The sequence below is a fragment of the Aggregatibacter actinomycetemcomitans DSM 8324 genome, assembly GCF_000372365.1.
Taxonomy (GTDB): Bacteria; Pseudomonadota; Gammaproteobacteria; order Enterobacterales; family Pasteurellaceae; genus Aggregatibacter; species Aggregatibacter actinomycetemcomitans.
Genome location: NZ_AQUU01000013.1, coordinates 31,423 through 52,324 on the forward strand (window position 1 = coordinate 31,423; position 20,902 = coordinate 52,324).

Consider the following 20,902-nt stretch of genomic DNA (forward strand, 5'->3'; position numbering starts at 1 on the left):
TATGAGATATAACCAAAACCATGAAGCCATTGTAATGGATGGTATAACATTAAGAACCACAAATGAAAGATTATCCACAGAAAACTATAAATTAAAGTCAGATGATTTTAATATAAAGGTTAGGGAACAACAGTCTGCTCCAGTAAAACCCACAACTCCTCCTGTTAGTCATAAATAGTTAAGTTAAATAGGTAAATACTATGGCATACACCACTTTCTCACAAAAAAAAAACGACCAATTAAAAGAACCGATGTTCTTTGGTCAAAACGTCAACGTAGCGCGTTACGATCAACAAAAATATGAGACTTTTGAAAAGCTCATTGAAAAACAACTTTCCTTCTTCTGGCGTCCGGAAGAAGTGGATGTGTCGCAAGACCGTATCGACTACGCGGCGTTGCCTGAACATGAAAAACACATTTTCATCAGCAACTTAAAATATCAAACCTTGTTGGATTCCATTCAAGGCAGAAGCCCGAATGTGGCGTTGTTGCCGTTGGTGTCCATTCCGGAATTGGAAACCTGGATCGAGACCTGGACCTTCTCCGAAACCATCCATTCCCGTTCTTACACCCACATTATTCGTAACATCGTAAACGATCCGTCCATCGTGTTTGATGACATCGTGACCAACGAAGAAATCATCAAACGCGCACGCGATATTTCTTCTTACTACGACGATTTAATCCGCGACAGCCAGCTTTACAGCCTCTACGGCGAAGGCACTTACACTGTGGACGGTAAAGAATGCGTGGTGAGCCTGCGTAACCTGAAAAAACAACTTTACCTGTGCTTAATGAGCGTCAACGCCTTGGAAGCCATTCGCTTCTATGTGTCTTTTGCCTGTTCCTTCGCTTTTGCAGAACGCCAATTAATGGAAGGTAATGCAAAAATCATTAAATTCATCGCTCGTGATGAAGCATTACACTTAACCGGTACGCAGCACATTTTGAACATTATGACGGCGGGTCAGGACGATCCTGAAATGGCGGAAATTGCCGAAGAATGCAAACAGGAAGCCTACGATTTGTTCCTCGCCGCGGCGGAACAGGAAAAAGACTGGGCGGATTATTTGTTTAAAGACGGTTCCATGATCGGTTTGAACAAAGACATTTTGGTGCAATATGTGGAATACATCACCAATATCCGTATGCAGGCGGTAGGCTTGCCGTTGCCGTTCCAAGCGCGCTCTAATCCGATTCCTTGGATCAACGCCTGGTTGGTTTCCGACAACGTACAGGTGGCACCGCAAGAAGTGGAAGTGAGTTCTTATCTTGTGGGTCAAATCGATTCCAAAGTCGATACCAAAGATTTTGATGATTTTGATTTGTAATCATCCCTTGTGGGGCGGGTCATGTACCCACCCTTTTTATATTCGATTTTCGAGCAGGTACATCCCCCAAAAACGCCTCTAAAAGTCACCGCACTTTCTACCACCCTCCAACCGCCTAACATCCGCCACAAACTTGAACCTATTACCAAACCGAAACAACTTTTTTCTCAATATAACAGCCTGATTATTTTCATTTTAGATTTCGATTTTATTTTGATGTTGGTGTTAATTAACGCCCCTCCTTTCTCTCCACAGGAAAATCACGAACCGGCGTATTCCGCGTCGATCTAATTTCTATTACAATAGAGATAATGCTATTTAGCACAGTCTTCTAGCTGCTCTTTTTATTTTAACGATCATGAAAATCCATTTATTACTCCGCCAACAAACCATCGAACACGATAACCGAATTCCGCTTCTCAACCGTCTGGAACAACACGGCATTCATCACGAATACCAATGTCGCAGCGGCTATTGCGGTTCCTGTCGGGTAAAAATCAAAAAAGGCAAGGTGTCCTACGCGGAAACCCCGTTAGCCTTTTTACAAAAAGATGAGATTTTATTGTGTTGTTGTCGGGTGGAAGAAGATTTGGAAATTGAGTTGTAAAATTTTGGAATTAAGGTGTAAAAACAAAGGAAAAAACGACCGCACTTTGTAGGGTGCAACTTGTTGCACCACCCACACAAACAAAAAAGGTGCGTTGACACGCACCCGACCTTATAAATTATTCAAATCCAACACGTCCGTCATGTCGAACAAGCCGTTGTTTTTACCTTCAAGCCATTTGGCGGCACGTACGGCACCGTTGGCAAAAGTCATGCGGCTAGAGGCTTTGTGGGCGATTTCTACCCGTTCGCCGATGTCGGCAAACCAGACGCTGTGTTCGCCCACCACATCGGAGGCGCGGATGGTGGAGAAGCCGATTTCATCACGTTTACGTTCGCCAATAATACCGTCGCGGCAAAATACGCCGTGGTTTTTCAAATCCCGTCCGAGGGTTTTGGCAATATGTTCGCCCATGGAAAGCGCGGTACCGGACGGCGCATCGACTTTGTGGCGGTGGTGCGCTTCGATGATTTCGATGTCGCAATAATCGCCCATCACCTTGGCGGCTTTTTCCAATAATTTAAAGACCAAATTCACTCCGACACTGAAATTTGAAGCAAACACGATAGCGGTCTTTTCGGCTGCCGATTTAATTGCCGCTTTGCCGGCATCATCAAAACCCGTGGTGCCGATAACGATTTTTTTACGATTGGTGACACAAAATGCCAAGTGTTCCAATGTGCCTTCCGGGCGGGTGAAATCAATCAGCAAATCGAAACGATCTTTCGCCGCGTTTAAGTCATCGCCGACCTTAATGCCTAAGTTGCCGATCCCTGCCAATTCGCCGGCATCGGCGCCCACCAATGAGGAACCTTTGCGCTCAAACGCCGCGCCTAATTCCACGCCTTCTGCGTTATATACCGCCTGAATTAATTGGCGCCCCATGCGTCCGCCTGCGCCCACTACGGCAATTTTTAATGTCATGTTGTTTCTCCCGAAAATAAATTAGCCTAACACTTTCAGCCCACCACTATAAATTAAGTAGATGCCGAATAAAATAAAAATTACGCCCGACACATTATCAATATAGCGACTGTATCGACTGTAAAACTGTCTGGCAAAAGGGCGTGAGAATAAAATAGAAATGACGTAAAAATACAAAAAAGTTTCCACCGTGATAATCAAAAGTGCGGTCAGAATTTGCCGCGTTTCGGTGATGTTGACCAACACAAAAGACATTACGCTACTGAAATAAATCACCACTTTGGCATTGGATAAATTCACCAATAAGCCTTTCAGCAACTCACTTTTGGCACCCGCGCTTTGCCCTTCCGCTGAATCATTAAACACCGCGTTGGTTTTGACGCGCGTCATTTTCACGCCAAGATAAAACAAATAACTGCCCCCCAATGCCATCACCACGCCTTGCAATGCCGGCGAGGTTTTAAAGACGATGGCAAGCCTCAACACGGCAGCGGTTGCCCAGAGGAACACGCCGAGCGTAATGCCCATAACGCCGTAAATAGCGGTACGTCGTGAACGGATTGCCGCCACACGGCTCACATAGAAAAAATCCGGTCCGGGGGAAAGCAATCCCATCAAATGAACGAACATTAAATTTAACATCTGATTGCCTAGATAAAATGTGCTAAGACGAGAATAACAACGATGCTGTAGCCTGCCGCCAGAATATCATCTGCCATAATGCCGAAGCCGTTGGTGAGTTTTTCGTCAAAATAGCGAATAGGATAAGGTTTTAAAATATCAAACAGACGGAAAGTCACGAAAGCGATGGCGCACCATAATAATGACACTTGCGGCACGGCTAACAACACCAGGAAAACCGCCACGATTTCATCCCACACGATGCGGCCGTGATCGTGCACGCCCATGTCATGACTGGTGCGTTCGCATAGCCAAATGCCGATGAAGAAGCAAAGTGCGGTCAAAATAAAAAATGTTTTTGCACCGAGTGCCGGTAGCAATAACGCGCCTAAAATCACGCCGACCAAACTGCCCCAGGTACCGGGCGCGGGACGCAATAAACCGGAGCCGAACCCCAGCGCGAAGAAATGAATAGGATTGCGCAAATTCACCCGTTCGAGCGGATGTTGTGATGACGTCATAAGTGAAACCTATTTGAAATGATCGAAACCGCGTGGCAACTCAAGCTCGACCGCCAGCCCGCTGCGTTGAAACTGAATACGTTTTTTGCCCGCGTGACGAATTTGTCCGATACAGGTATATGGCACGCCGAGATGCGCCAGGGCTTTTTCTAATTTGACGATATTGTTGTCAGGTACGGTGAAACAAAGTTCGTAGTCTTCGCCGCCGGACAAGGCAAACTGTTCCGCTTTCGCCAAACCGACTTCGGCGACCAACTCGGCGGAAAGGGGCAATTTATCCAATTCAATCATCGCACCGCATTGGCTGCGTTCTAAAATATGCCCTAAATCGGCAACCAGCCCGTCTGAGATGTCGATTGCCGCATTTGCTAAACCGGAAACGGAAAGTTCCAATCCCAGCAGCACCCTTGGTGTCGGGCGCAGATGGCGTTGAATTAAAAATTCTTGCGCAGAATTCACCGCACTTTTGCCCTGCAAGATAAAAGATAAGCCTGCCGCGCTGTCGCCCAAGGTGCCGGAAACGTAAATCCAATCCCCCACTTTCGCCTGATGGCGACATAACCCTTTATTTTTCGCAATAATGCCTTGCGCGGTAATGGTCAACCCTAACGGGCCTTTCGTGGTGTCGCCACCGATTAAATCGACGTTGTAATGATCCAAAATGGCAAAGAAACTTTCACTGAATTCCGCCAGCCAATCATGATCGATTTTCGGCAAGGTTAAAGCGAGGGAAATCCAAGCGGGTTCGGCACCCATAGAGGCAAGATCGCTTAAATTAGTGGCGACCGCTTTGTAGGCTAAATCAGCAGGGCGAATGGTCGATAAGAAGTGAACGTTTTCCACCATGGTGTCGGTGGTGATGGCTAAATGCTGATTGGTGTTCAATTCGGTGATGGCACAATCATCGCCCACCGAAAGCACTACATCTTTGCGCGGAGGACGCTTGGAAGCAGTAAAATAACGTTGAATGATGTCAAATTCACCTTCGCTCATACTGCCTCTCTGCGCCATTTACGCACGCACAACCGGTGCAATTTTGTCTAATACACCGTTGATATATTTATGGCTTTCGTCTGCGCCGAACACTTTCGCCACTTCAATGGCTTCGTTGATGACCACTTTGTAAGGCACGTTCGCTTCAAATTGCAGCTCATACACCGCCAAACGCAAAATGGCTTTTTCGATAGGATCCAATTCTTCTAACGTGCGATCCAAATAGCATTGCATGGTGGCATCCACCGCTTCCACATTTTCCACCGTTTGACGGAATAATTTGCGGAAATACGGTGTATCAACGCCTTTCATATCCTGTTCGGTGATGAAATTCAGTTCCACTATTTCCGGGGAATTTTTTGAAATCGCCCAAGAATATAACGCCTGAACGGCGCATTCACGGGCGCGGCGACGAGGAGAGATTTTTTTTGTTTGTTCAGCCATTGTTACTTACGCAGCCTGAATTTGATTTAACAGATTCACCATTTCTAACGCAACTAAGGCAGCTTCCGCACCTTTATTACCGGCTTTGGTGCCTGCACGTTCAATGGCTTGTTCGATGTTTTCGGTAGTTAATACGCCGAATGCCACCGGAATTTCGGATTCCATCGCCACTTTGCCTAAACCGCTGCTGGCCTCACCCGCCACATATTCAAAATGCGCCGTGCCGCCACGGATTACCGTACCCAGAGCAACAATGGCATCGAATTTTTTGCTTTCCGCCAAACGGCGCGCTACTAACGGCAGTTCATATGCACCCGGTACACGCACTAAAGTGATATTTTCATCTTTCACTTGACCGACACGTTTTAACGCATCCAGAGCGCCTTCAAGCAGGCTTTCGTTGATAAAACTGTTGAAACGGCTGATAACCACGGCGACTTTAGCTTCCGGCGTTGCGATATGACCTTCTAAAACTTTCATGTTCTTTCCTATAGATATATTAATGAAAAATAGCGCGTGAATTCTAGCATAAAATTCCTTTTCTGGCAGTAAGAAAGGAAAAAGTGCGGTTAAAAAACGCAGAGAATTTCGACCGCACTTTAATGCCGTTCAGGCTGAATTAACGCCAGGCTTTGAATTGATTAATCAAGCCATTGGTTGAACTGTCGTGGCTTTCGATTTTATCGTTATTCACCAATTCCGGCAGGATGCGGTTGGCGAGTTGTTTCCCTAATTCCACACCCCATTGGTCGAAGCTGTAAATATTGAACAGCACGCCTTGTACGAAAATTTTGTGTTCATACATGGCGATAAGGGCACCAAGGCTGAACGGGGTGATTTTTTGTAGCAAGATGGAGTTGGTCGGTTTATTGCCGTTGAATACTTTGAACGGCACGATGTCTTCTACTTCCGCTAAGGTTTTGCCCGCTTTCAGGAATTCCGCTTCCACTTGCTCTTTGGTTTTACCGAAAGCCAAGGCTTCGGTTTGCGCGAAGAAATTGGAAAGCAATTTGTTGTGATGATCGGACAACGGATTGTGGGTTTGCGCCGGCGCGATGAAATCACAAGGAATTAATGTGGTACCTTGGTGAATCAATTGATAGAACGCGTGTTGACCGTTAGTGCCCGGTTCACCCCAGATAATCGGACCGGTTTGGTAGTTGTCGATGACTTTACCGTCACGTCCTACGTATTTACCGTTGGATTCCATGTTGCCTTGTTGGAAATAGGCGGCAAAACGGTGTAAATATTGGTCGTAAGGCAAAATGGCTTCTGTTTGTGCGCCGAGGAAGTTCGTGTTCCACAAGCCCACTAATGCCAATGTGGTCGGAATGTTTTGTTCCAACGGCGCATTGCGGAAATGTTTATCCATTTCGTGCGCACCGCTTAAAAGCGCTTCAAAGTTTTCAAAGCCGATGGAAAGCGCGATGGATAAACCGATGGCTGACCATAAGGAATAACGTCCGCCGACCCAATCCCAGAAACCGAACATATTGTCGGTGTCGATACCGAATTTTTCCACTTCTTTGGCGTTGGTAGAAAGCGCCGCAAAATGTTTTGCAACGTGTTTTTCGTCTTTTGCGGTAGCTAAGAACCAATCGCGGGCGGAGTTGGCGTTGGTCATGGTTTCTTGAGTGGTGAAAGTTTTGGAGGCAACCAACACAAGGGTGGTTTCCGGATTAACTTTCTTTAAGGTTTCCGCAATGTGCGTGCCGTCCACGTTAGACACGAAGTGCATGGTTAAATGATTTTTATACGGACGCAACGCTTCGGTCACCATATAAGGACCGAGATCCGAACCGCCGATCCCGATATTAATCACGTCGGTAATGGCTTTGCCGGTGTAACCTTTCCATTCGCCGGAAATCACGCGTTCACAGAAAGATTTCATTTTCGCAAGCACCGCATTCACTTCCGGCATCACGTCTTTGCCATCCACCAAGACAGGCGTATTGGCTCGATTACGCAGTGCGGTGTGTAAAACGGCACGATTCTCCGTACGGTTGATTTTTTCCCCGTTGAACATGGCTTCTTTCGCTTGCGCCAGACCGCACTCTTCGGTGAGTTGGCGCAACAAGTCGAGGGTTTCCTGAGTCAGATTATTTTTAGAAAAATCCACTAAGATTTCATTGTTGAAGGTTAAAGAATAATGCGCAAAGCGATCTTTTTCTTGCGCAAATAATTCCTGAATCGTAGCGTTTTTGCATTGTGCATGATGTTGCGTTAGTGCTTTCCATGCGCTAGTTTGGGTTGGATTAAGATTTTGCATAAACTCTCCTTAAACTTAATCTATGTATTCAGTTAAAACACGCGGGGTCAATTTGGTGATTAATTCATAACTGATAACGCCGGTAATTGCTGCAATTTCTTCAATAGGCAATTCTTTGCCCCACAAGATCACTTCATCACCGACCTTATCCTGACTGTCTGCACCAAGATCCACGGTAAGCATATCCATGGAAACCTTTCCGACAATAGGCACACGTCGACCATTAAGGTAAACCGGCGTACCTTCCGGCACGTCACGCGGATAACCGTCGCCGTAGCCGATTGCCACCACGCCGATTTTGGTATCTTTGTCACTCATCCAAACGCCGCCGTAGCCCACCGGCTCGCCTTTTTTATGTTCGCGTACGGCAATTAGGGAAGACGTAAGATTCATCACCGGAATTAAACCGTATTCTTTGCCGGCGGTATTATTCGGTGAAATGCCGTACATAATAATACCAGGGCGGATCCAATCCAAATGCGCGTCCTGCCAGAATAAAATACCGCCGGATGCGGAAATACTACGCTCACCGCCTTTACCTTCCGTCGCCTGTAAAAAACGCGCCAATTGTTTTTCGGTATAACCGCATGCCAATTCATCGGCGCGACTAAAATGACTAACAAAACCGATATTCGGGTCAACACAGGGTAACGATTTTAATTTTTGATAAAAGGCATCCACTTCGTCTAAATGTACCCCTAAACGGTGCATACCGGTATCAATTTTTAACCAGACTTTGATCGGATTCGGGGTTTTCGCCTGTTCCAGCGCGTCCAGCTGTTCTTGGCTGTGCACCACGGTTTGAATGTTGTTCACCGCCAGAACGGGTAAATCTTTAGCAGAGAAAAAACCTTCCAGCAATAAAATCGGCTTGGTAATACCGTTGGAACGCAATTTTAACGCTTCTTCCAAACGCGCCACGCCGAAGCAATCCACCAGATTTTCTACGGCAGAAGACACGAACACGACGCCATGGCCGTAGGCGTTGGCTTTGACTACCGCAATAATTTTGCTTTCCGGAGCTTTTTGTTTGATAGTTTGAATATTGTGCTTCAAAGCAACAGAACTGATTTTGGCTGTCGCGGGCTTCATGTGCATTTTTTAATCTCTTCGCTGATTCTTTAATATTCATCATCGTAATAATGATGTTCCGCCAAATTATCAAACCGGGAAAATTGTCCTTGGAACGCCAGTTTTACGCGCCCGATAGGGCCGTTACGCTGTTTACCGATAATAATTTCCGCAATGCCTTTTTCTTCCGACTCGCGGTTATACACTTCATCACGATAAATAAACATGATCAAATCCGCATCCTGCTCAATGGAGCCAGATTCCCGTAAATCCGAGTTCACGGGGCGTTTATCCTGACGGTTTTCCAACGTACGGTTTAATTGTGACAGGGCGATCACCGGCACTTCCAATTCTTTTGCCAAGGCTTTTAAAGAACGCGAAATTTCCGCAATTTCCAACGTTCGATTATCAGAAAATGCCGGTGCGCGCATTAATTGAAGATAGTCCACCATGATTAAACTTAATCCGCCGTTTTCCCGATACACCCGTCTGGCACGGGAACGTAGCTCTGTTGGCGTTAACCCTGAGGAGTCATCAATAAATAAATTCGGCTTTTTAGCAAGTACGCCCATGGTACTGGAAATTTTCGCCCAGTCGTTATCGTCCAACCCCTGACCGGTACGAATTTTAGTTTGGTCCACGCGGGAAAGTGACGCAAGGCTACGCATCATAATTTGTTCCGCCGGCATCTCCAAACTGAATACCAACACCGGTTTTTCACTGCCTAACGCCGCATTTTCACACAGATTCATAGCAAACGTGGTTTTCCCCATGGAAGGACGCGCCGCCACAATAATCAAATCGGATTTTTGCAAGCCGGCGGTTTTTTTATCCAAATCTTTAAAGCCGGTAGAAACGCCGGTGACGCCGGAATGATCTTTGGCTTGACTGAGTTGTTCGATTTTACTGATAGTATTTTCCAGAATGGCGATAATATTTTGCGGACCTTCATTGCCCGAGGTACGTTTTTCCGCGATGGCAAACACTTCCCGTTCCGCTTCGTCCAGCAAATGTTTCACATCCTGCCCTTTCGGCGAATAACTGTTCTGCGCGATTTTATTCCCCACGGAAATCAATTCGCGCATAATGGCTTTTTCCCGCACCACATTCGCATACGCCACCACGTTGGCGGCACTTGGCGTGTTATTGGAAAGTTCCGCCAAATAAGCGAAGCCGCCTACCTGTTCAATCACTTCACGGCTTTTGAGGGCTTGTTCCAAAGTGATTAAATCCACCGGCGCCTGTTGCGCAATGAGCTTTTCCATTTCCTCAAAAATCAGGCGATGCTCAAAGCGGTAAAAATCCTCTTTCACCACATTTTCCGCTACATCATCCCAATAAAAATTGTTCAATAAAATACTGCCTAACACCGCTTGTTCGGCTTCAATGGAATGAGGGGGAATATTTAAATTGGTGGTATTTTTTTCTTTTGCAGGAGGTGAATTCTTAGACGCCATCGTTGCCTCGGTTAGTGGAAAAAAGTCGCTATATGATATACCAAATCCGGGGGCGGTTTAACTTAAAAATACAAAAAAGTGCGGTGGAAATTCTCCGTAAAAATCCACCGCACTTTTCTTTAGAAAGGCACAATTAAAATCAGTATTAGCCGTTTAATTTACGTCTTGCCGCTACCGCGTCAGATAATTCCTGCAAGACTTTTTCACTGTCGTCCCAGCCAATACAACTGTCGGTGATACTTTGCCCGTATGTCAATTCTTTGCTTTCTACCAAATCCTGACGACCTTCCACCAAATGGCTTTCAATCATGACGCCGAAGATTTGTTTTGAGCCGCCGGCAATTTGGCGCGCCACTTCATGGCTAACGTCTAATTGTCTTTTGAATTGTTTGCTGCTGTTGGCATGGCTGAAATCCACCATAACATGCGGTGTGTAACCGGCTTTGGCAAGTTTTGCACACACGTCGGAAACATCTTCTTCACTGTAATTAGGACCGTTGTCGCCACCACGTAAAATAATGTGGCAGTCTTCGTTGCCTTTGGTAGAAACAATGGCGGAATGACCGAATTTGGTTACGGATAAAAAATGGTGCGGTGCTTCTGCAGCGCCGATAGCATCTAAAGCAATTTTCACGCAACCGTTAGTGGCATTTTTAAAGCCCACCGCGCAGGATAAACCGGAAGCCAGTTCACGGTGTACTTGGGATTCGGTGGTTCTTGCACCGATGGCACCCCAGCTCATGAAATCCGCTAAATACTGCGGTGTGATCATATCCAAAAACTCACCGGCGGAAGGCACGGTTAAATCGTTAATGTCGGATAATAATTTACGCGCCATACGCAAACCGTCGTTCAAGGCATAAGTATTATTTAAGTGCGGGTCATTAATTAAGCCTTTCCAGCCCACGGTGGTACGCGGCTTTTCAAAATACACGCGCATGATGATTTGTAAGGTATCTTTGAATTTTTCACGCATTAATTTAATGCGTTGCGCATATTCCAATGCCGCTTTCGGATCGTGAATGGAGCAAGGCCCGATCACCACCAACAGGCGATCATCTTTGCCATGAATAATGTCGTGTGCTTCTTCGCGGGCTTGTTCTACGGTTTTTACCGCAACCTCGCTGGCAGGAAATTTTTCTAATAACGCGATGGGCGGCAATACCTGTTCAATCTTACCGATTCGAGTATCATCGTTTTTAATATTAATATCTTTTTTTTTCATTTTTCACTCTTTATTACACAACAACAAAACTAAATTTAAAAAAGCGACTCTACTCTACCACCATCTCTTGTACTAGCAAAAGAGTTTATTGAATTTCTTCTTAATGACCGCTTAACACCTGTGCCGGTTGTAATTTCGCCGCGCGGTTTGCCGGATAAAGACTGGCGAATAAACTTAAAATTAACGCGGACAACAACACCAAAAGCACATCTTGCCAATGTAGTTCCGTCGGCAGAAAATCCACGAAATAAATACCGTCGGACAACAATTTCTTACCAATGGCGTTTTCCAATAACTGAATTAATTGAGTCAGATTCAAGGCTAAAATCATGCCAAACACAATGCCAATCAGGCAGCCTTTCATGCCCGCCTGCAAGCCGTACCAAATAAAAATCCGTTTAATGAAACGGTTATTGGCGCCGAGGGTGCGCATAATGGCAATATCGCCGGCTTTGTCTTTTACCGCCATAATTAAAGTGGAAACAATGTTAAAACAGGCGACCCCGATAACCAACACCATGGCGATATACATCACCGTGCGGATCAGCTGAATATCGCGGTACATATAACCAAATTTGCTGATCCAGTTTTGCAGGTACAGCATCTGCGGATAATCCTGCAACATGGAATAATCCATATTTTGCACACTAAACGGATCTGCGGTTTTCAGTTCCACGCCGGTGACCTGATCCGCCTGATAATTCATCAATTGCTGCGCCTGTGCCAACGGCATCAAAGCATAACTGTGATCCAACTGACCGTCCAAACGTAGAATACCGGTCACTTGAATACGTTCACGCAACGGCTGGGTGAGATTTTCCGAGCCTTTTTGCTGGGAAATTAACAAAGATACCCAATCCCCTTCCTGCACGTCCAAATCCCGCGCAATACCGGAACCGAGGACCAATCCGCCGTTTTGCGCAAAATTCTGCCAACCGGCATTTAACACGAAGCGCCCGAGAGAACTCACTTGATCCTGCAACGCCGTTTCCACCCCTTTAATTTGCACGACTTTTAATTTTGCGCCGTTTTCCACCAACGCGGTAAAACTTACGAAAGGTGAAATACCGCGAATTTGCGGATTTTGTTTAAGTTTCGCCGCCAAATTCTGCCAATGATCGATGGGCGCATCCCCTTGCCCCGGGGCGGAAATAATTTCCGCGTGTGGCACCACTGCCAAAATACGTTGATTCAACTCGCGCTCAAAACCATTCATGGCACTTAAGCCGACAATGAGTACCGCCACGCCCAAGGCAATGCCCATGCTGGAAAAAAAAGCAATCAGCGATACCAGGCGATTTCTATGTTTACTGCGCTGATAACGCCAGCTAATAAAAAATGGCGTATTCATCAGGCATGTTCCTCGCGTAGCACGCCGTCTTGCATAATTAAACGGCGATTGAGTTTTTCCGCCAAACTCAAATCATGCGTTACCAATAAAAAGGCGATGTGTTTTTCTTGGTTTAACTGTTGAATCAACTCAAAAATGCTTTCCGTGGTTTTATGATCCAAATTCCCCGTGGGTTCATCCGCCAGCACGAGCGCCGGGTTATTCACCAGCGCACGGGCAATCGCCACACGTTGACGCTCGCCACCGGACAAGGCGGATGGGCGATGTGAAATTCTGTGCTGTAAACCGACCGCACTTAACATCTGCTCGGCGCGTGCTTGCGCTTCACTTTTATTTTGTCGCCCGATTAACATCGGCATCATGACATTCTCAAGTGCGGTGAAATCCGCCATCAAATGATGAAACTGATAAACAAAGCCTAAATACTGGTTGCACAATTTCGCCAAGGCATTCGGCGTCATCTGTTGCAGCGACTGCCCTTTAATAAACACCTCTCCGCCGCTCGGTTGATCTAAACCGCCCAAAGTGTGTAACAAGGTGCTTTTACCCGAACCGGAACTGCCCACAATAGCAACCAATTCGCCCTGTTGCATCGCGAAAGAAACCTGTTTCAACACTTCCGTTTGTTGCGTGCCTTCTTGATAAAATTTACTGATATTTTGGCAGGATAATAATGCTGTAGTCATGTTTTCATCTCTTGTTATTCGTAACGCAAGGCTTCCGCCGGTTCAACTTTTGCCGCCCGATATGCCGGATAAATGGTGGATAAGAAAGACAATAATAAAGAAAAGGCGATAATCGTCAGAATTTGCCAAGGCTCAAGTGCGGTCGGTAAATACATCGTTTGTGCGCCGAATAAATTCACAATGCCGTCTAAATTTAACGTCACCAGCACACCTAAAATCGAGCCTAGCAGCGTTCCCATCAAGCCCACCAACAAACCTTGATAAATAAAGATGGAACGTACCTGCCCTTTGGTCAGCCCTTGGGTTTGCAAAATGGCGATTTCACCCTGTTTGTCCACCACCATCAGGCTTAAAGACGTAATAATATTGGAAATCGCCACCACGATAATCAGGCTCACCAACAAGCCCATCATGTTTTTTTCCATACGCACCGCTTGGAAAAACTCGCCTTTTTGAGTGCGCCAATCGCTGATTTGATAGTCCGCCGGAAACGCAGTCGGCAAGGCTGTAATCTGGAAAGGATCCGCTAAGAATAAGCGAAAGCCCTGCACCTCGCCCGGTTGAATACGCATTAAACGCCCGATGTCCGTTAGATTGGTAAAGGCTTCATAGCCAGACACTTCGCTGTTGTCAAAATAGATTTCGCTCACGGTAAATAAGCGCTGTAAAGGTACTCGTCCGAAAGGCGTATATTGGCTATTCTCGGTGATCATCAACCGCACTTTATCGCCCACATGCAGATTTAATTTCTGCGCCAGCTGATCACCGATAATGATTCTAAACCCGCCTGTCGGCAGCATTTTGTCGAATTCCTGCTCGGGAAAATCAAACAAAAGCGGATCATCGGAAAACTGCCGAATACCAATCACCTGTCCCGCACTGACACCGCCTGCCGTCTGGAAAATCACATTGGTCATGTTAATTGGCACGGCTTTTTGCACGAAATCCGGCATTGTCGGCGGTGCGTCGTCAATTTTGGCGTTACCGTTCGGGCTGACAATGGCGTGCGGAATGGTGGATAGCACTTGTTGCTTCTGGTAGCCCTCCAATCCGTTCATCACGGACAGCACAATGATTAGTGCCATCACGCCGAGAACGATCCCGAAGCCGGCCAAATTCGTCACCAAACGCCCGAAACGATCGGCACTTTTCGCCCGCCAATAGCGTAACGCGATAAAAAGAGGTGTAGATAAAGTCATAACTGCTTAAAAATAGTCAAAAATACGGAAAAATTGCGCGCTAGTTTAGCATAGAAGGAAAGAAAAAGCAGAACAGCAAGAAGTTTCTCATGCCACACATGAAAAATACGCCAAACCAGTGCTGAAATACGACGCAGCGGTAGTCGTATAATAGCATTCGAAGAAATCGACAAGTAGACACCAAATAATGTAAAACTCTGCTCAAGTGGTGCCAAACCTATGCCAGTCCAAATGGCATATACAGTGCCGAGCAGAATATTTTTTAGCGCAGCGCAATAGACAAAAAATAAAAAGCACGGACAAAACCGCTACTTATTTTTAACATTGATGAACCGAAGACTCCTCCCACTATAGTTAATGCCAGGAATAACCAGTGCATGGATAATCCTATTTATCGTAAATGTAAGAATATTTTACTTAAAAATAACTTTAAATCGCGGTTGTAATCAGATTTTTCCTCATTTTATGTTGTCTTCAAGTTTCACAGTGAGATATAAAAAATATGGCGCCCGTTTCCGGCGCCATATATAGCACAGGGGAAATTACTTACCGTTCGCCACAAAATCTTCTATATTTTGCGCTACTTTATTCACCAGCGTGGTGACAGCAGAATCGCTCGCCCAGGCAACGTGCGGGGTAAGCAAAAGATTCGGTAAGCGTTTTGCCGCTTGAATGAGCGGATTTTCTTTTTCCGGCGGTTCTTTCACCAACACGTCCAACGCCGCCCCGGCAATTTTACCGCTTTCTAAGGCCGCCAATAATGCGGTTTCGTCCACCAACGGACCGCGACCTGTGTTAATTAAATAAGCCGTCGGTTTCATTAATGCCAAGGTATCGGAGTTAATAAGATTTTTGGTGGTGTCGGTGAGCGGGCAATGCAGCGTGACGATGTCCGCTTGTTTCAGCACGGTTTCAAAATCGGTATAGCCGTCCCGAATTTGGCTTGCGCCTTTGTGTTCCGCATACAATACTTTCATGCCCAACAACTGCGCCAAGCGCCCGATTTCCGTGCCGATGTTGCCTTTGCCGAATACGCCGAGAGTCGCGCCACGCACATCGGTAATCGGGTAATCGGTATAACAAAATTGCCCGCAGGTCGCCCAACGATCAGAAGTGACTTGATCGCGGTGATAGCTCATGAGGCTATGTTTCAGCGCAAAAATCATACCTAAAACGTGCTCCGGCACGGTGACGCTGGAATAACCCGTAACGTTCTTCACGGCGATACCCAGCGCTTTCGCCGCCTCTAAATCAATGTTATTGGTGCCGGTGGCGGTGATGGCGATGAGTTTTAATTTCGGTAAGCGGCTTAATAAGTCACGGTCGAACACCACTTTGCTGGTCACCACAATGTCGGCATCTTTGGTGCGTTCAAAGGTTTCTTGCGGCAAAGTGCGGTCATATTCAGTCCAGGTGTGTGGAAAACTCGGGCGTGGAATGTCATGGCCGGCGGGAATGCCGGTGCGGTCTAAAAAAACAATATTCATCAAAAACTCCTTTTATGCGTAATAAATTCTGAATGCGGTTCATAACTTTAAAGAGGCCTTTAAGGAAAAACAAGGGAATGGCAGGATTTTTGTGATTTGTGTGATCCCGATCTAAAAAACGCTGAGAAAAACCACCGCACTTTTCACTCGGGAGCCTATGACGCCTGCAACCAGTTTCGTAAAATCTGCTCGCCGTATTCGGAAATGTAGGATTCGGGATGAAACTGTACGCCGTAAATGGGCAAAGTTTTGTGCTGCATTGCCATGATGATGTTATCGCTACAACGGGCGGTAATCTGTAGTTGCGTGGGGCAATGCGGTTCGCCCACCGCCCAGGAATGGTATAAACCGATTTGAAAGCTTGGCGGCAAGTTTTTGAATAACGGCGAATCCGACACAAGATACAACAGCTTTGCCTGCCCGTGGCGGGGCGACGGCAGGTTATATAATGCCGCACCGAAAAATTCGCACAACATTTGATGTCCTAAACACACGCCGAAAATGGATTTGCACCGGTGATAACGTTCCAACAAGGCAAATAATTGCGGATACGCACGCGGCACATCGGGGCCGGGAGAAATAAGCAAATGGGAGAAATTTTCCACCGCGTCCAAATCCAGGTCTTCCACATTCACCACCTGAAACGGCACTGCCAAACGGCGGATTAAATCCACTAAATTGAAAGTAAAGGAATCGTGGTTGTTGATAATCAGTAAGGACATACATTCTCTCTCGGTGGACAGGCTCTCACATAGGCGCAAAAGTATATAATTTTATGCCGATTTAGGCTAAAATTTTTGTCGTTTTTTCACGAGATAACGTTATGTGGCAAAATTTTATTCAACACGCAAACCGATTTGGCAAAACAAAAACGCCCTTCTTCTTTTTAATCGATTTTGAACAACAAAAACCGATACTCTGCCCATTAAATGAAACGGCAGAACAAGGCATTTTCGTGCAATTTCCAGGCTATACCAACGTGAATTGGCAAAAAGAACCACCGGAAGCCTTTTATTTACACAAGAAACCCATGGATTTTATGGCGTATCAACAAGGTTTTGATTTAGTGCAACGGGAATTGCGCTTCGGCAATTCTTATTTGCTGAATCTCACCTATCCAACGCCCATTGAAACCAATTATTCTCTACGACAGCTGTTTTGGCAAAGTCAGGCGAAATATAAATTGTTATTCAAAGATCAGTTCGTTTGCTTCTCGCCCGAATGTTTTGTCAATTTGCGTGACAACCGCATTTTCACTTACCCCATGAAAGGCACTATTGACGCTACCCTGCCCGACGCGCAAGCCCTCTTGCTCAATAATCAAAAGGAACAACGGGAGCATTACACCATCGTGGATTTAATGCGTAATGATTTAGCCACAGTGGCGAAAAATATTCAGGTAACACGTTTTCGTTATGTGGAAAAAATCCAAACGGAACAAGGCGCTATTTTGCAAACCAGCTCGGAAATCTGCGGCGAATTGGCGGAAAACTGGCAGGGACAGATTGGATCTATACTTGCCAACTTATTGCCGGCGGGTTCCATCAGCGGCGCGCCGAAAGAAAAAACCGTGCAAATCATTCAACAGGCAGAACAACAACCACGTGGGTATTACACAGGCATTTTCGGCATTTTTGACGGCGAATCATTGCAAAGCGCGGTGGCAATTCGTTTTATCGAACAGACGGGAAAGGGGTTGTTCTTCCGCAGTGGTGGCGGCATTACTATTCAAAGTGATGCGCAGGAAGAATATCGTGAGCTGATTCAAAAAGTATATGTGCCGTTACAACGAGGTTAATCATGGAATTTCCCCTATTTGAAACCCTTGCCATAGCACAAGGCAAAGTACGCAACATTAAACTTCATCAACAACGCTACGAACGCAGTTTACAGACGTTTTACGGCAAAAGTGCGGTCATTTTTCCAAACGTTTTTCAGCTTGCCAAACAGATCCATGTACCGGCGGAATTGCGAGCCGAACCGCTGATTCGCTGCCGAATTGATTACAACGCTGAACAAATCCTTTGTCGCTATTTTCCCTACACGCGCAAAACCTACCGCACTTTTAAGCCTATCGTCTGCGACCACATTGACTACGGATTAAAATACGCCGACCGCACCTTGTTAAATGCACTGTTCGCACAAAAAGGCGATTGTGACGAAATCATGATCATCAAAAACGGCTATGTCACCGATTGTTCCATCGGCAACCTCATCTTCCGCCAAAACACCCAATGGTTCACCCCCGACACGCCCCTGCTCGAAGGCACCCAACGGGCAACATTACTTACCCAAGGACGCATAAAAGTGCGGTCGATTTTAGCCACGGATTTGCACTTATTTGAGGAAGTGAGATTGATTAATGCGTTGAATGGATTGGATGATTAGTGTAACGATTCAAAAATTTGTAATATCACAAAGACAAAATGGCATCGTTTTCACAATAAAGTTTATCCGTCTTTAAACTACAAAAAAGTGTTCCATTACCGTATTATCCGTACATTTTCCACCCGGCGTTGGCTTTGTTTTATACTAAGAAGATTATTCAATTAAATGATGCGTCAAGTATGGAATAATGAATATCCGGATAAAAAAGCCTGTTGACCGATTTCAATAGGCTTTGAGTATTTATTAAGGCATGTAGTTAAATTTTATCAGCACATTATCTAACCTTACGAAACAAATCCTTGCTATAAATCACTTCCGTCGGGTTGGCGGGGTCATAGCCGTTTAGTGTGGGGTTGAGATAGACGGGAACGGTGGATTGATATAACGGCAGAACCACATTTTCCTCTTGCAGGATTTGCTCGATTCGTCCGTAAAGTGCGGTGCGTTCTGCCGGTAGAATGACTTTCAGGCTTTGTTCAAATAAGCCATCCAGTTCGTCGTTACTATAACCGCTTTTGTTATCCGGGCTACGGCTGTAGAACAGGCTTAAAAATGCGGATGGTTCGTTATAATCGGCACACCAACCGGCGCGGGCGATTTGAAACTCGCCTTTAGCAATGTTCTCCAGCAATTGTTGTTTCGGCATCCCTTCGCCGATAATCTGAATCATGTCCGATTGCGACCACGTGCGAATCAACCCCTGCACCAGTTGACTTTGCACTTCTGATTGATCGTAACTTAGGGTCAGTTTGAGCGGTGCCTTCTCTCCAATTCGCGCTTGGCTTAATAATTGTTCAACCGGCGTTTGCTCCCACCGGCTGTCGATGGTTTGCATGGAAATTGGTAAAAAATTATCCGTTAAAGGAATCCTGTTTTTACTTTCCGGCAATAAACTGCGGGCAGATGTCATCATTGCCAATGCCTTACGCACCGGGCTTTGCGCCAGTTGTGGCGTGTTAAAATTAAAGGTGTAAAAATAGGTGCAAAGTTGCGGGAAGTATTGCGTTTGATCCGTTTGTTGCTGCGGCTGCCACACCACATCTAAGGCGCTGACGTCCTGTTGCAGTGCGATTTTCTGATAATCCACATTTTTAAACGCCACTTTTTCTTTCGCCCAATATTGCGGGTTCTTTTCCAAATGGATGAGATTGCCTTGCTGCCCCATCACTTGATACGCCCCGTTGGTCACAATGCCTTCATGTGGCGACAAATATTGTGGCAACAGGCTGATATGCGCCAGCATTTGCGGCAAGTAAGGGGTCGCTTTATCTAAAGTTAAGCGTAAAGTGCGGTCATTTTCCGCGACAATTCCCAACTGCTCTGGCAGCAGAGTTTGCTGTAACACTTTCTCCGCGTTGACTAAGTTAAGATAGCGTAAATAGTGCTTTAAAGGAGAATCCGATTGCGCCAGCCGTTGCCAGCTTGCAACAAATTGCTGCGCAGTCACCGGTTCGCCGTTAGACCATATTGCTTCTTTTCGTAAGGTGAAGTGCCAGATTTTGTTGTCTTTGGTTTGCCAGCTTTCCGCCACTGCCGGCACCACATTGCCTTGAGGATCATAAATCACCAAACCTTCAAAAATATCGCGCAAAAAGGCGATTTGCTCAATATTTGAAGCTTGCAATGGGTTCAAGAATAAGTCGGAATAAACACCACGCACCAGCAACTGGCGGTTCGCTTGAGGTGAGGGTTGTTCGGTTGGTACGTCAACCGTTGAAACAGGTTTGGCGGGCTTTTGGGGTTGGTCATCACATCCGTTCAACCCAAAAACACTGAAAAAAAGCACCGCACTTTTAAAGTGGAAAATACGCATTTAAATGAATTCAATGAAATAAATGCGCACATTATACATCAGTCTGTTTGATTGTTTACTCTTCTTTGAGGGTTTTGATCCAGAAAAAGAAGCACCAATATTTAATCAGGAGGACAGCAATAATAATACTTTTACCAATGATACTCGGCGTAAAATAAAAGCCTAGCAATAGCATAGAGGTAGAAAAGCTCAAAATATAGATTTTCGCTTTCTTGGTTAGTGCGCGTTGTTGCTGGAAATCTTTCAGATGGTTTTGATAGATTTTTGTGCCGATGAACCAGTTATGCAAACGGTCAGACCCCTTGGCAAAACAAAATAAGGTCAGCAGCAAAAACGGCGTAGTAGGCAAAAGAGGAAGGACAATACCGACAATACCTAATGCCAAAAAGATAAAGCCAAGTCCGATGTAAAAATACTTCATTGAGAACCTCAAAATAAAAATTATTCGCAATTATCCTTGAATTGGTGGATTTTTCAAGCTTGAAATCATAAAATCGAACCCAATTTAATTAATC

Annotated in this window: 23 protein-coding genes; 6 read left to right on the forward strand and 17 right to left on the reverse strand. The window is 45.7% G+C overall.

Features of this window, described 5'->3' with window-relative positions; genetic code table 11:
• Nucleotide 1: 1 nt before the first annotated feature.
• The 4 genes from A3CS_RS1000000111900 to yfaE all read left to right on the forward strand — a co-directional run bounded on the left by A3CS_RS1000000111900 (nt 2) and on the right by yfaE (nt 1,938).
• Nucleotides 2-178 (forward strand): hypothetical protein, encoded by a 177-nt coding sequence (locus tag A3CS_RS1000000111900; RefSeq protein WP_019518397.1) that lies wholly within the window; start codon nt 2-4, stop codon nt 176-178.
• Nucleotides 179-200: 22 nt separating this feature from the next.
• Nucleotides 201-1,331: a class Ia ribonucleoside-diphosphate reductase subunit beta gene (gene nrdB, locus A3CS_RS0108170; protein ID WP_019518398.1), complete on the forward strand. Its 1,131-nt coding sequence runs from the start codon at nt 201-203 to the stop codon at nt 1,329-1,331.
• A 21-nt stretch (nt 1,332-1,352) separates the two neighbouring features.
• A complete protein-coding gene (locus A3CS_RS0108175) occupies nt 1,353-1,622 on the forward strand; it encodes a hypothetical protein (protein WP_005575381.1) in 270 nt (89 codons plus the stop codon).
• Between the two features lie 67 nt (nt 1,623-1,689).
• Nucleotides 1,690-1,938, forward strand: coding sequence for a class I ribonucleotide reductase maintenance protein YfaE (gene yfaE, locus A3CS_RS0108180; RefSeq protein WP_005545316.1), 249 nt, complete (start codon nt 1,690-1,692; stop codon nt 1,936-1,938).
• 111 nt (nt 1,939-2,049) lie between these two features.
• Here the strand turns inward: yfaE and dapB are convergent, their stop codons facing one another.
• The 15 genes from dapB to A3CS_RS0108255 all read right to left on the reverse strand — a co-directional run bounded on the left by dapB (nt 2,050) and on the right by A3CS_RS0108255 (nt 16,908).
• On the reverse strand, nt 2,050-2,862 hold the full coding sequence (gene dapB, locus A3CS_RS0108185; protein WP_005545320.1) for a 4-hydroxy-tetrahydrodipicolinate reductase: 813 nt from the start codon (nt 2,860-2,862) through the stop codon (nt 2,050-2,052).
• A 21-nt stretch (nt 2,863-2,883) separates the two neighbouring features.
• On the reverse strand, nt 2,884-3,504 hold the full coding sequence (locus tag A3CS_RS0108190; protein ID WP_019518399.1) for a LysE family transporter: 621 nt from the start codon (nt 3,502-3,504) through the stop codon (nt 2,884-2,886).
• An 8-nt stretch (nt 3,505-3,512) separates the two neighbouring features.
• A complete protein-coding gene (locus A3CS_RS0108195) occupies nt 3,513-4,004 on the reverse strand; it encodes a phosphatidylglycerophosphatase A family protein (RefSeq protein ID WP_019518400.1) in 492 nt (163 codons plus the stop codon).
• 9 nt (nt 4,005-4,013) lie between these two features.
• Nucleotides 4,014-4,997 (reverse strand): thiamine-phosphate kinase, encoded by a 984-nt coding sequence (gene thiL / locus A3CS_RS0108200; RefSeq protein WP_005545326.1) that lies wholly within the window; start codon nt 4,995-4,997, stop codon nt 4,014-4,016.
• An 18-nt stretch (nt 4,998-5,015) separates the two neighbouring features.
• Nucleotides 5,016-5,441 (reverse strand): transcription antitermination factor NusB, encoded by a 426-nt coding sequence (gene nusB, locus A3CS_RS0108205; RefSeq protein ID WP_005545327.1) that lies wholly within the window; start codon nt 5,439-5,441, stop codon nt 5,016-5,018.
• Between the two features lie 6 nt (nt 5,442-5,447).
• Entirely contained in the window at nt 5,448-5,921 is a 474-nt protein-coding gene (ribH, locus tag A3CS_RS0108210) for a 6,7-dimethyl-8-ribityllumazine synthase (RefSeq protein ID WP_005537755.1), read from the reverse strand.
• A 139-nt stretch (nt 5,922-6,060) separates the two neighbouring features.
• Entirely contained in the window at nt 6,061-7,710 is a 1,650-nt protein-coding gene (gene pgi, locus A3CS_RS0108215; RefSeq protein ID WP_005545329.1) for a glucose-6-phosphate isomerase, read from the reverse strand.
• 15 nt (nt 7,711-7,725) lie between these two features.
• Nucleotides 7,726-8,808, reverse strand: a complete 1,083-nt coding sequence (gene alr / locus A3CS_RS0108220) for an alanine racemase (protein ID WP_005544553.1) — start codon at nt 8,806-8,808, stop codon at nt 7,726-7,728.
• A gap of 23 nt (nt 8,809-8,831) precedes the next feature.
• The gene (locus A3CS_RS0108225) at nt 8,832-10,238 is read right to left on the reverse strand and encodes a replicative DNA helicase (protein WP_005545332.1); all 1,407 of its coding nucleotides are present in this window, start codon (nt 10,236-10,238) and stop codon (nt 8,832-8,834) included.
• 145 nt (nt 10,239-10,383) lie between these two features.
• Nucleotides 10,384-11,463, reverse strand: coding sequence for a 3-deoxy-7-phosphoheptulonate synthase AroG (gene aroG, locus A3CS_RS0108230; RefSeq protein WP_019518401.1), 1,080 nt, complete (start codon nt 11,461-11,463; stop codon nt 10,384-10,386).
• A gap of 100 nt (nt 11,464-11,563) precedes the next feature.
• Nucleotides 11,564-12,814: a lipoprotein-releasing ABC transporter permease subunit LolE gene (lolE, locus tag A3CS_RS0108235; protein ID WP_005545337.1), complete on the reverse strand. Its 1,251-nt coding sequence runs from the start codon at nt 12,812-12,814 to the stop codon at nt 11,564-11,566.
• Nucleotides 12,814-13,500 (reverse strand): lipoprotein-releasing ABC transporter ATP-binding protein LolD, encoded by a 687-nt coding sequence (gene lolD / locus A3CS_RS0108240; RefSeq protein ID WP_019518402.1) that lies wholly within the window; start codon nt 13,498-13,500, stop codon nt 12,814-12,816. The genes lolE and lolD overlap by 1 nt, the downstream gene beginning before the upstream one ends.
• Nucleotides 13,501-13,514: 14 nt before the next feature.
• Nucleotides 13,515-14,699 (reverse strand): lipoprotein-releasing ABC transporter permease subunit, encoded by a 1,185-nt coding sequence (locus A3CS_RS0108245; protein ID WP_005545341.1) that lies wholly within the window; start codon nt 14,697-14,699, stop codon nt 13,515-13,517.
• A gap of 542 nt (nt 14,700-15,241) precedes the next feature.
• Entirely contained in the window at nt 15,242-16,186 is a 945-nt protein-coding gene (locus A3CS_RS0108250) for a 2-hydroxyacid dehydrogenase (protein WP_005545345.1), read from the reverse strand.
• A gap of 155 nt (nt 16,187-16,341) precedes the next feature.
• Nucleotides 16,342-16,908: an anthranilate synthase component II gene (locus tag A3CS_RS0108255; protein ID WP_005545346.1), complete on the reverse strand. Its 567-nt coding sequence runs from the start codon at nt 16,906-16,908 to the stop codon at nt 16,342-16,344.
• Between the two features lie 101 nt (nt 16,909-17,009).
• On the opposite strand from A3CS_RS0108255, the gene A3CS_RS0108260 reads away from it, so the two are divergent.
• Complete coding sequence (locus A3CS_RS0108260; RefSeq protein ID WP_005545348.1) at nt 17,010-17,984, forward strand: aminodeoxychorismate synthase component I; 975 nt, start codon at nt 17,010-17,012, stop codon at nt 17,982-17,984.
• A gap of 2 nt (nt 17,985-17,986) precedes the next feature.
• On the forward strand, nt 17,987-18,574 hold the full coding sequence (locus A3CS_RS0108265; protein WP_005545351.1) for an aminotransferase class IV family protein: 588 nt from the start codon (nt 17,987-17,989) through the stop codon (nt 18,572-18,574).
• Nucleotides 18,575-18,848: 274 nt separating this feature from the next.
• Here the strand turns inward: A3CS_RS0108265 and A3CS_RS0108270 are convergent, their stop codons facing one another.
• Together A3CS_RS0108270 and A3CS_RS0108275 are read right to left on the reverse strand one after the other, a co-directional pair.
• Nucleotides 18,849-20,387: a peptide ABC transporter substrate-binding protein gene (locus tag A3CS_RS0108270; RefSeq protein ID WP_005545353.1), complete on the reverse strand. Its 1,539-nt coding sequence runs from the start codon at nt 20,385-20,387 to the stop codon at nt 18,849-18,851.
• A 55-nt stretch (nt 20,388-20,442) separates the two neighbouring features.
• Nucleotides 20,443-20,808 (reverse strand): YbaN family protein, encoded by a 366-nt coding sequence (locus A3CS_RS0108275; RefSeq protein ID WP_005540969.1) that lies wholly within the window; start codon nt 20,806-20,808, stop codon nt 20,443-20,445.
• Nucleotides 20,809-20,902: the final 94 nt, after the last annotated feature.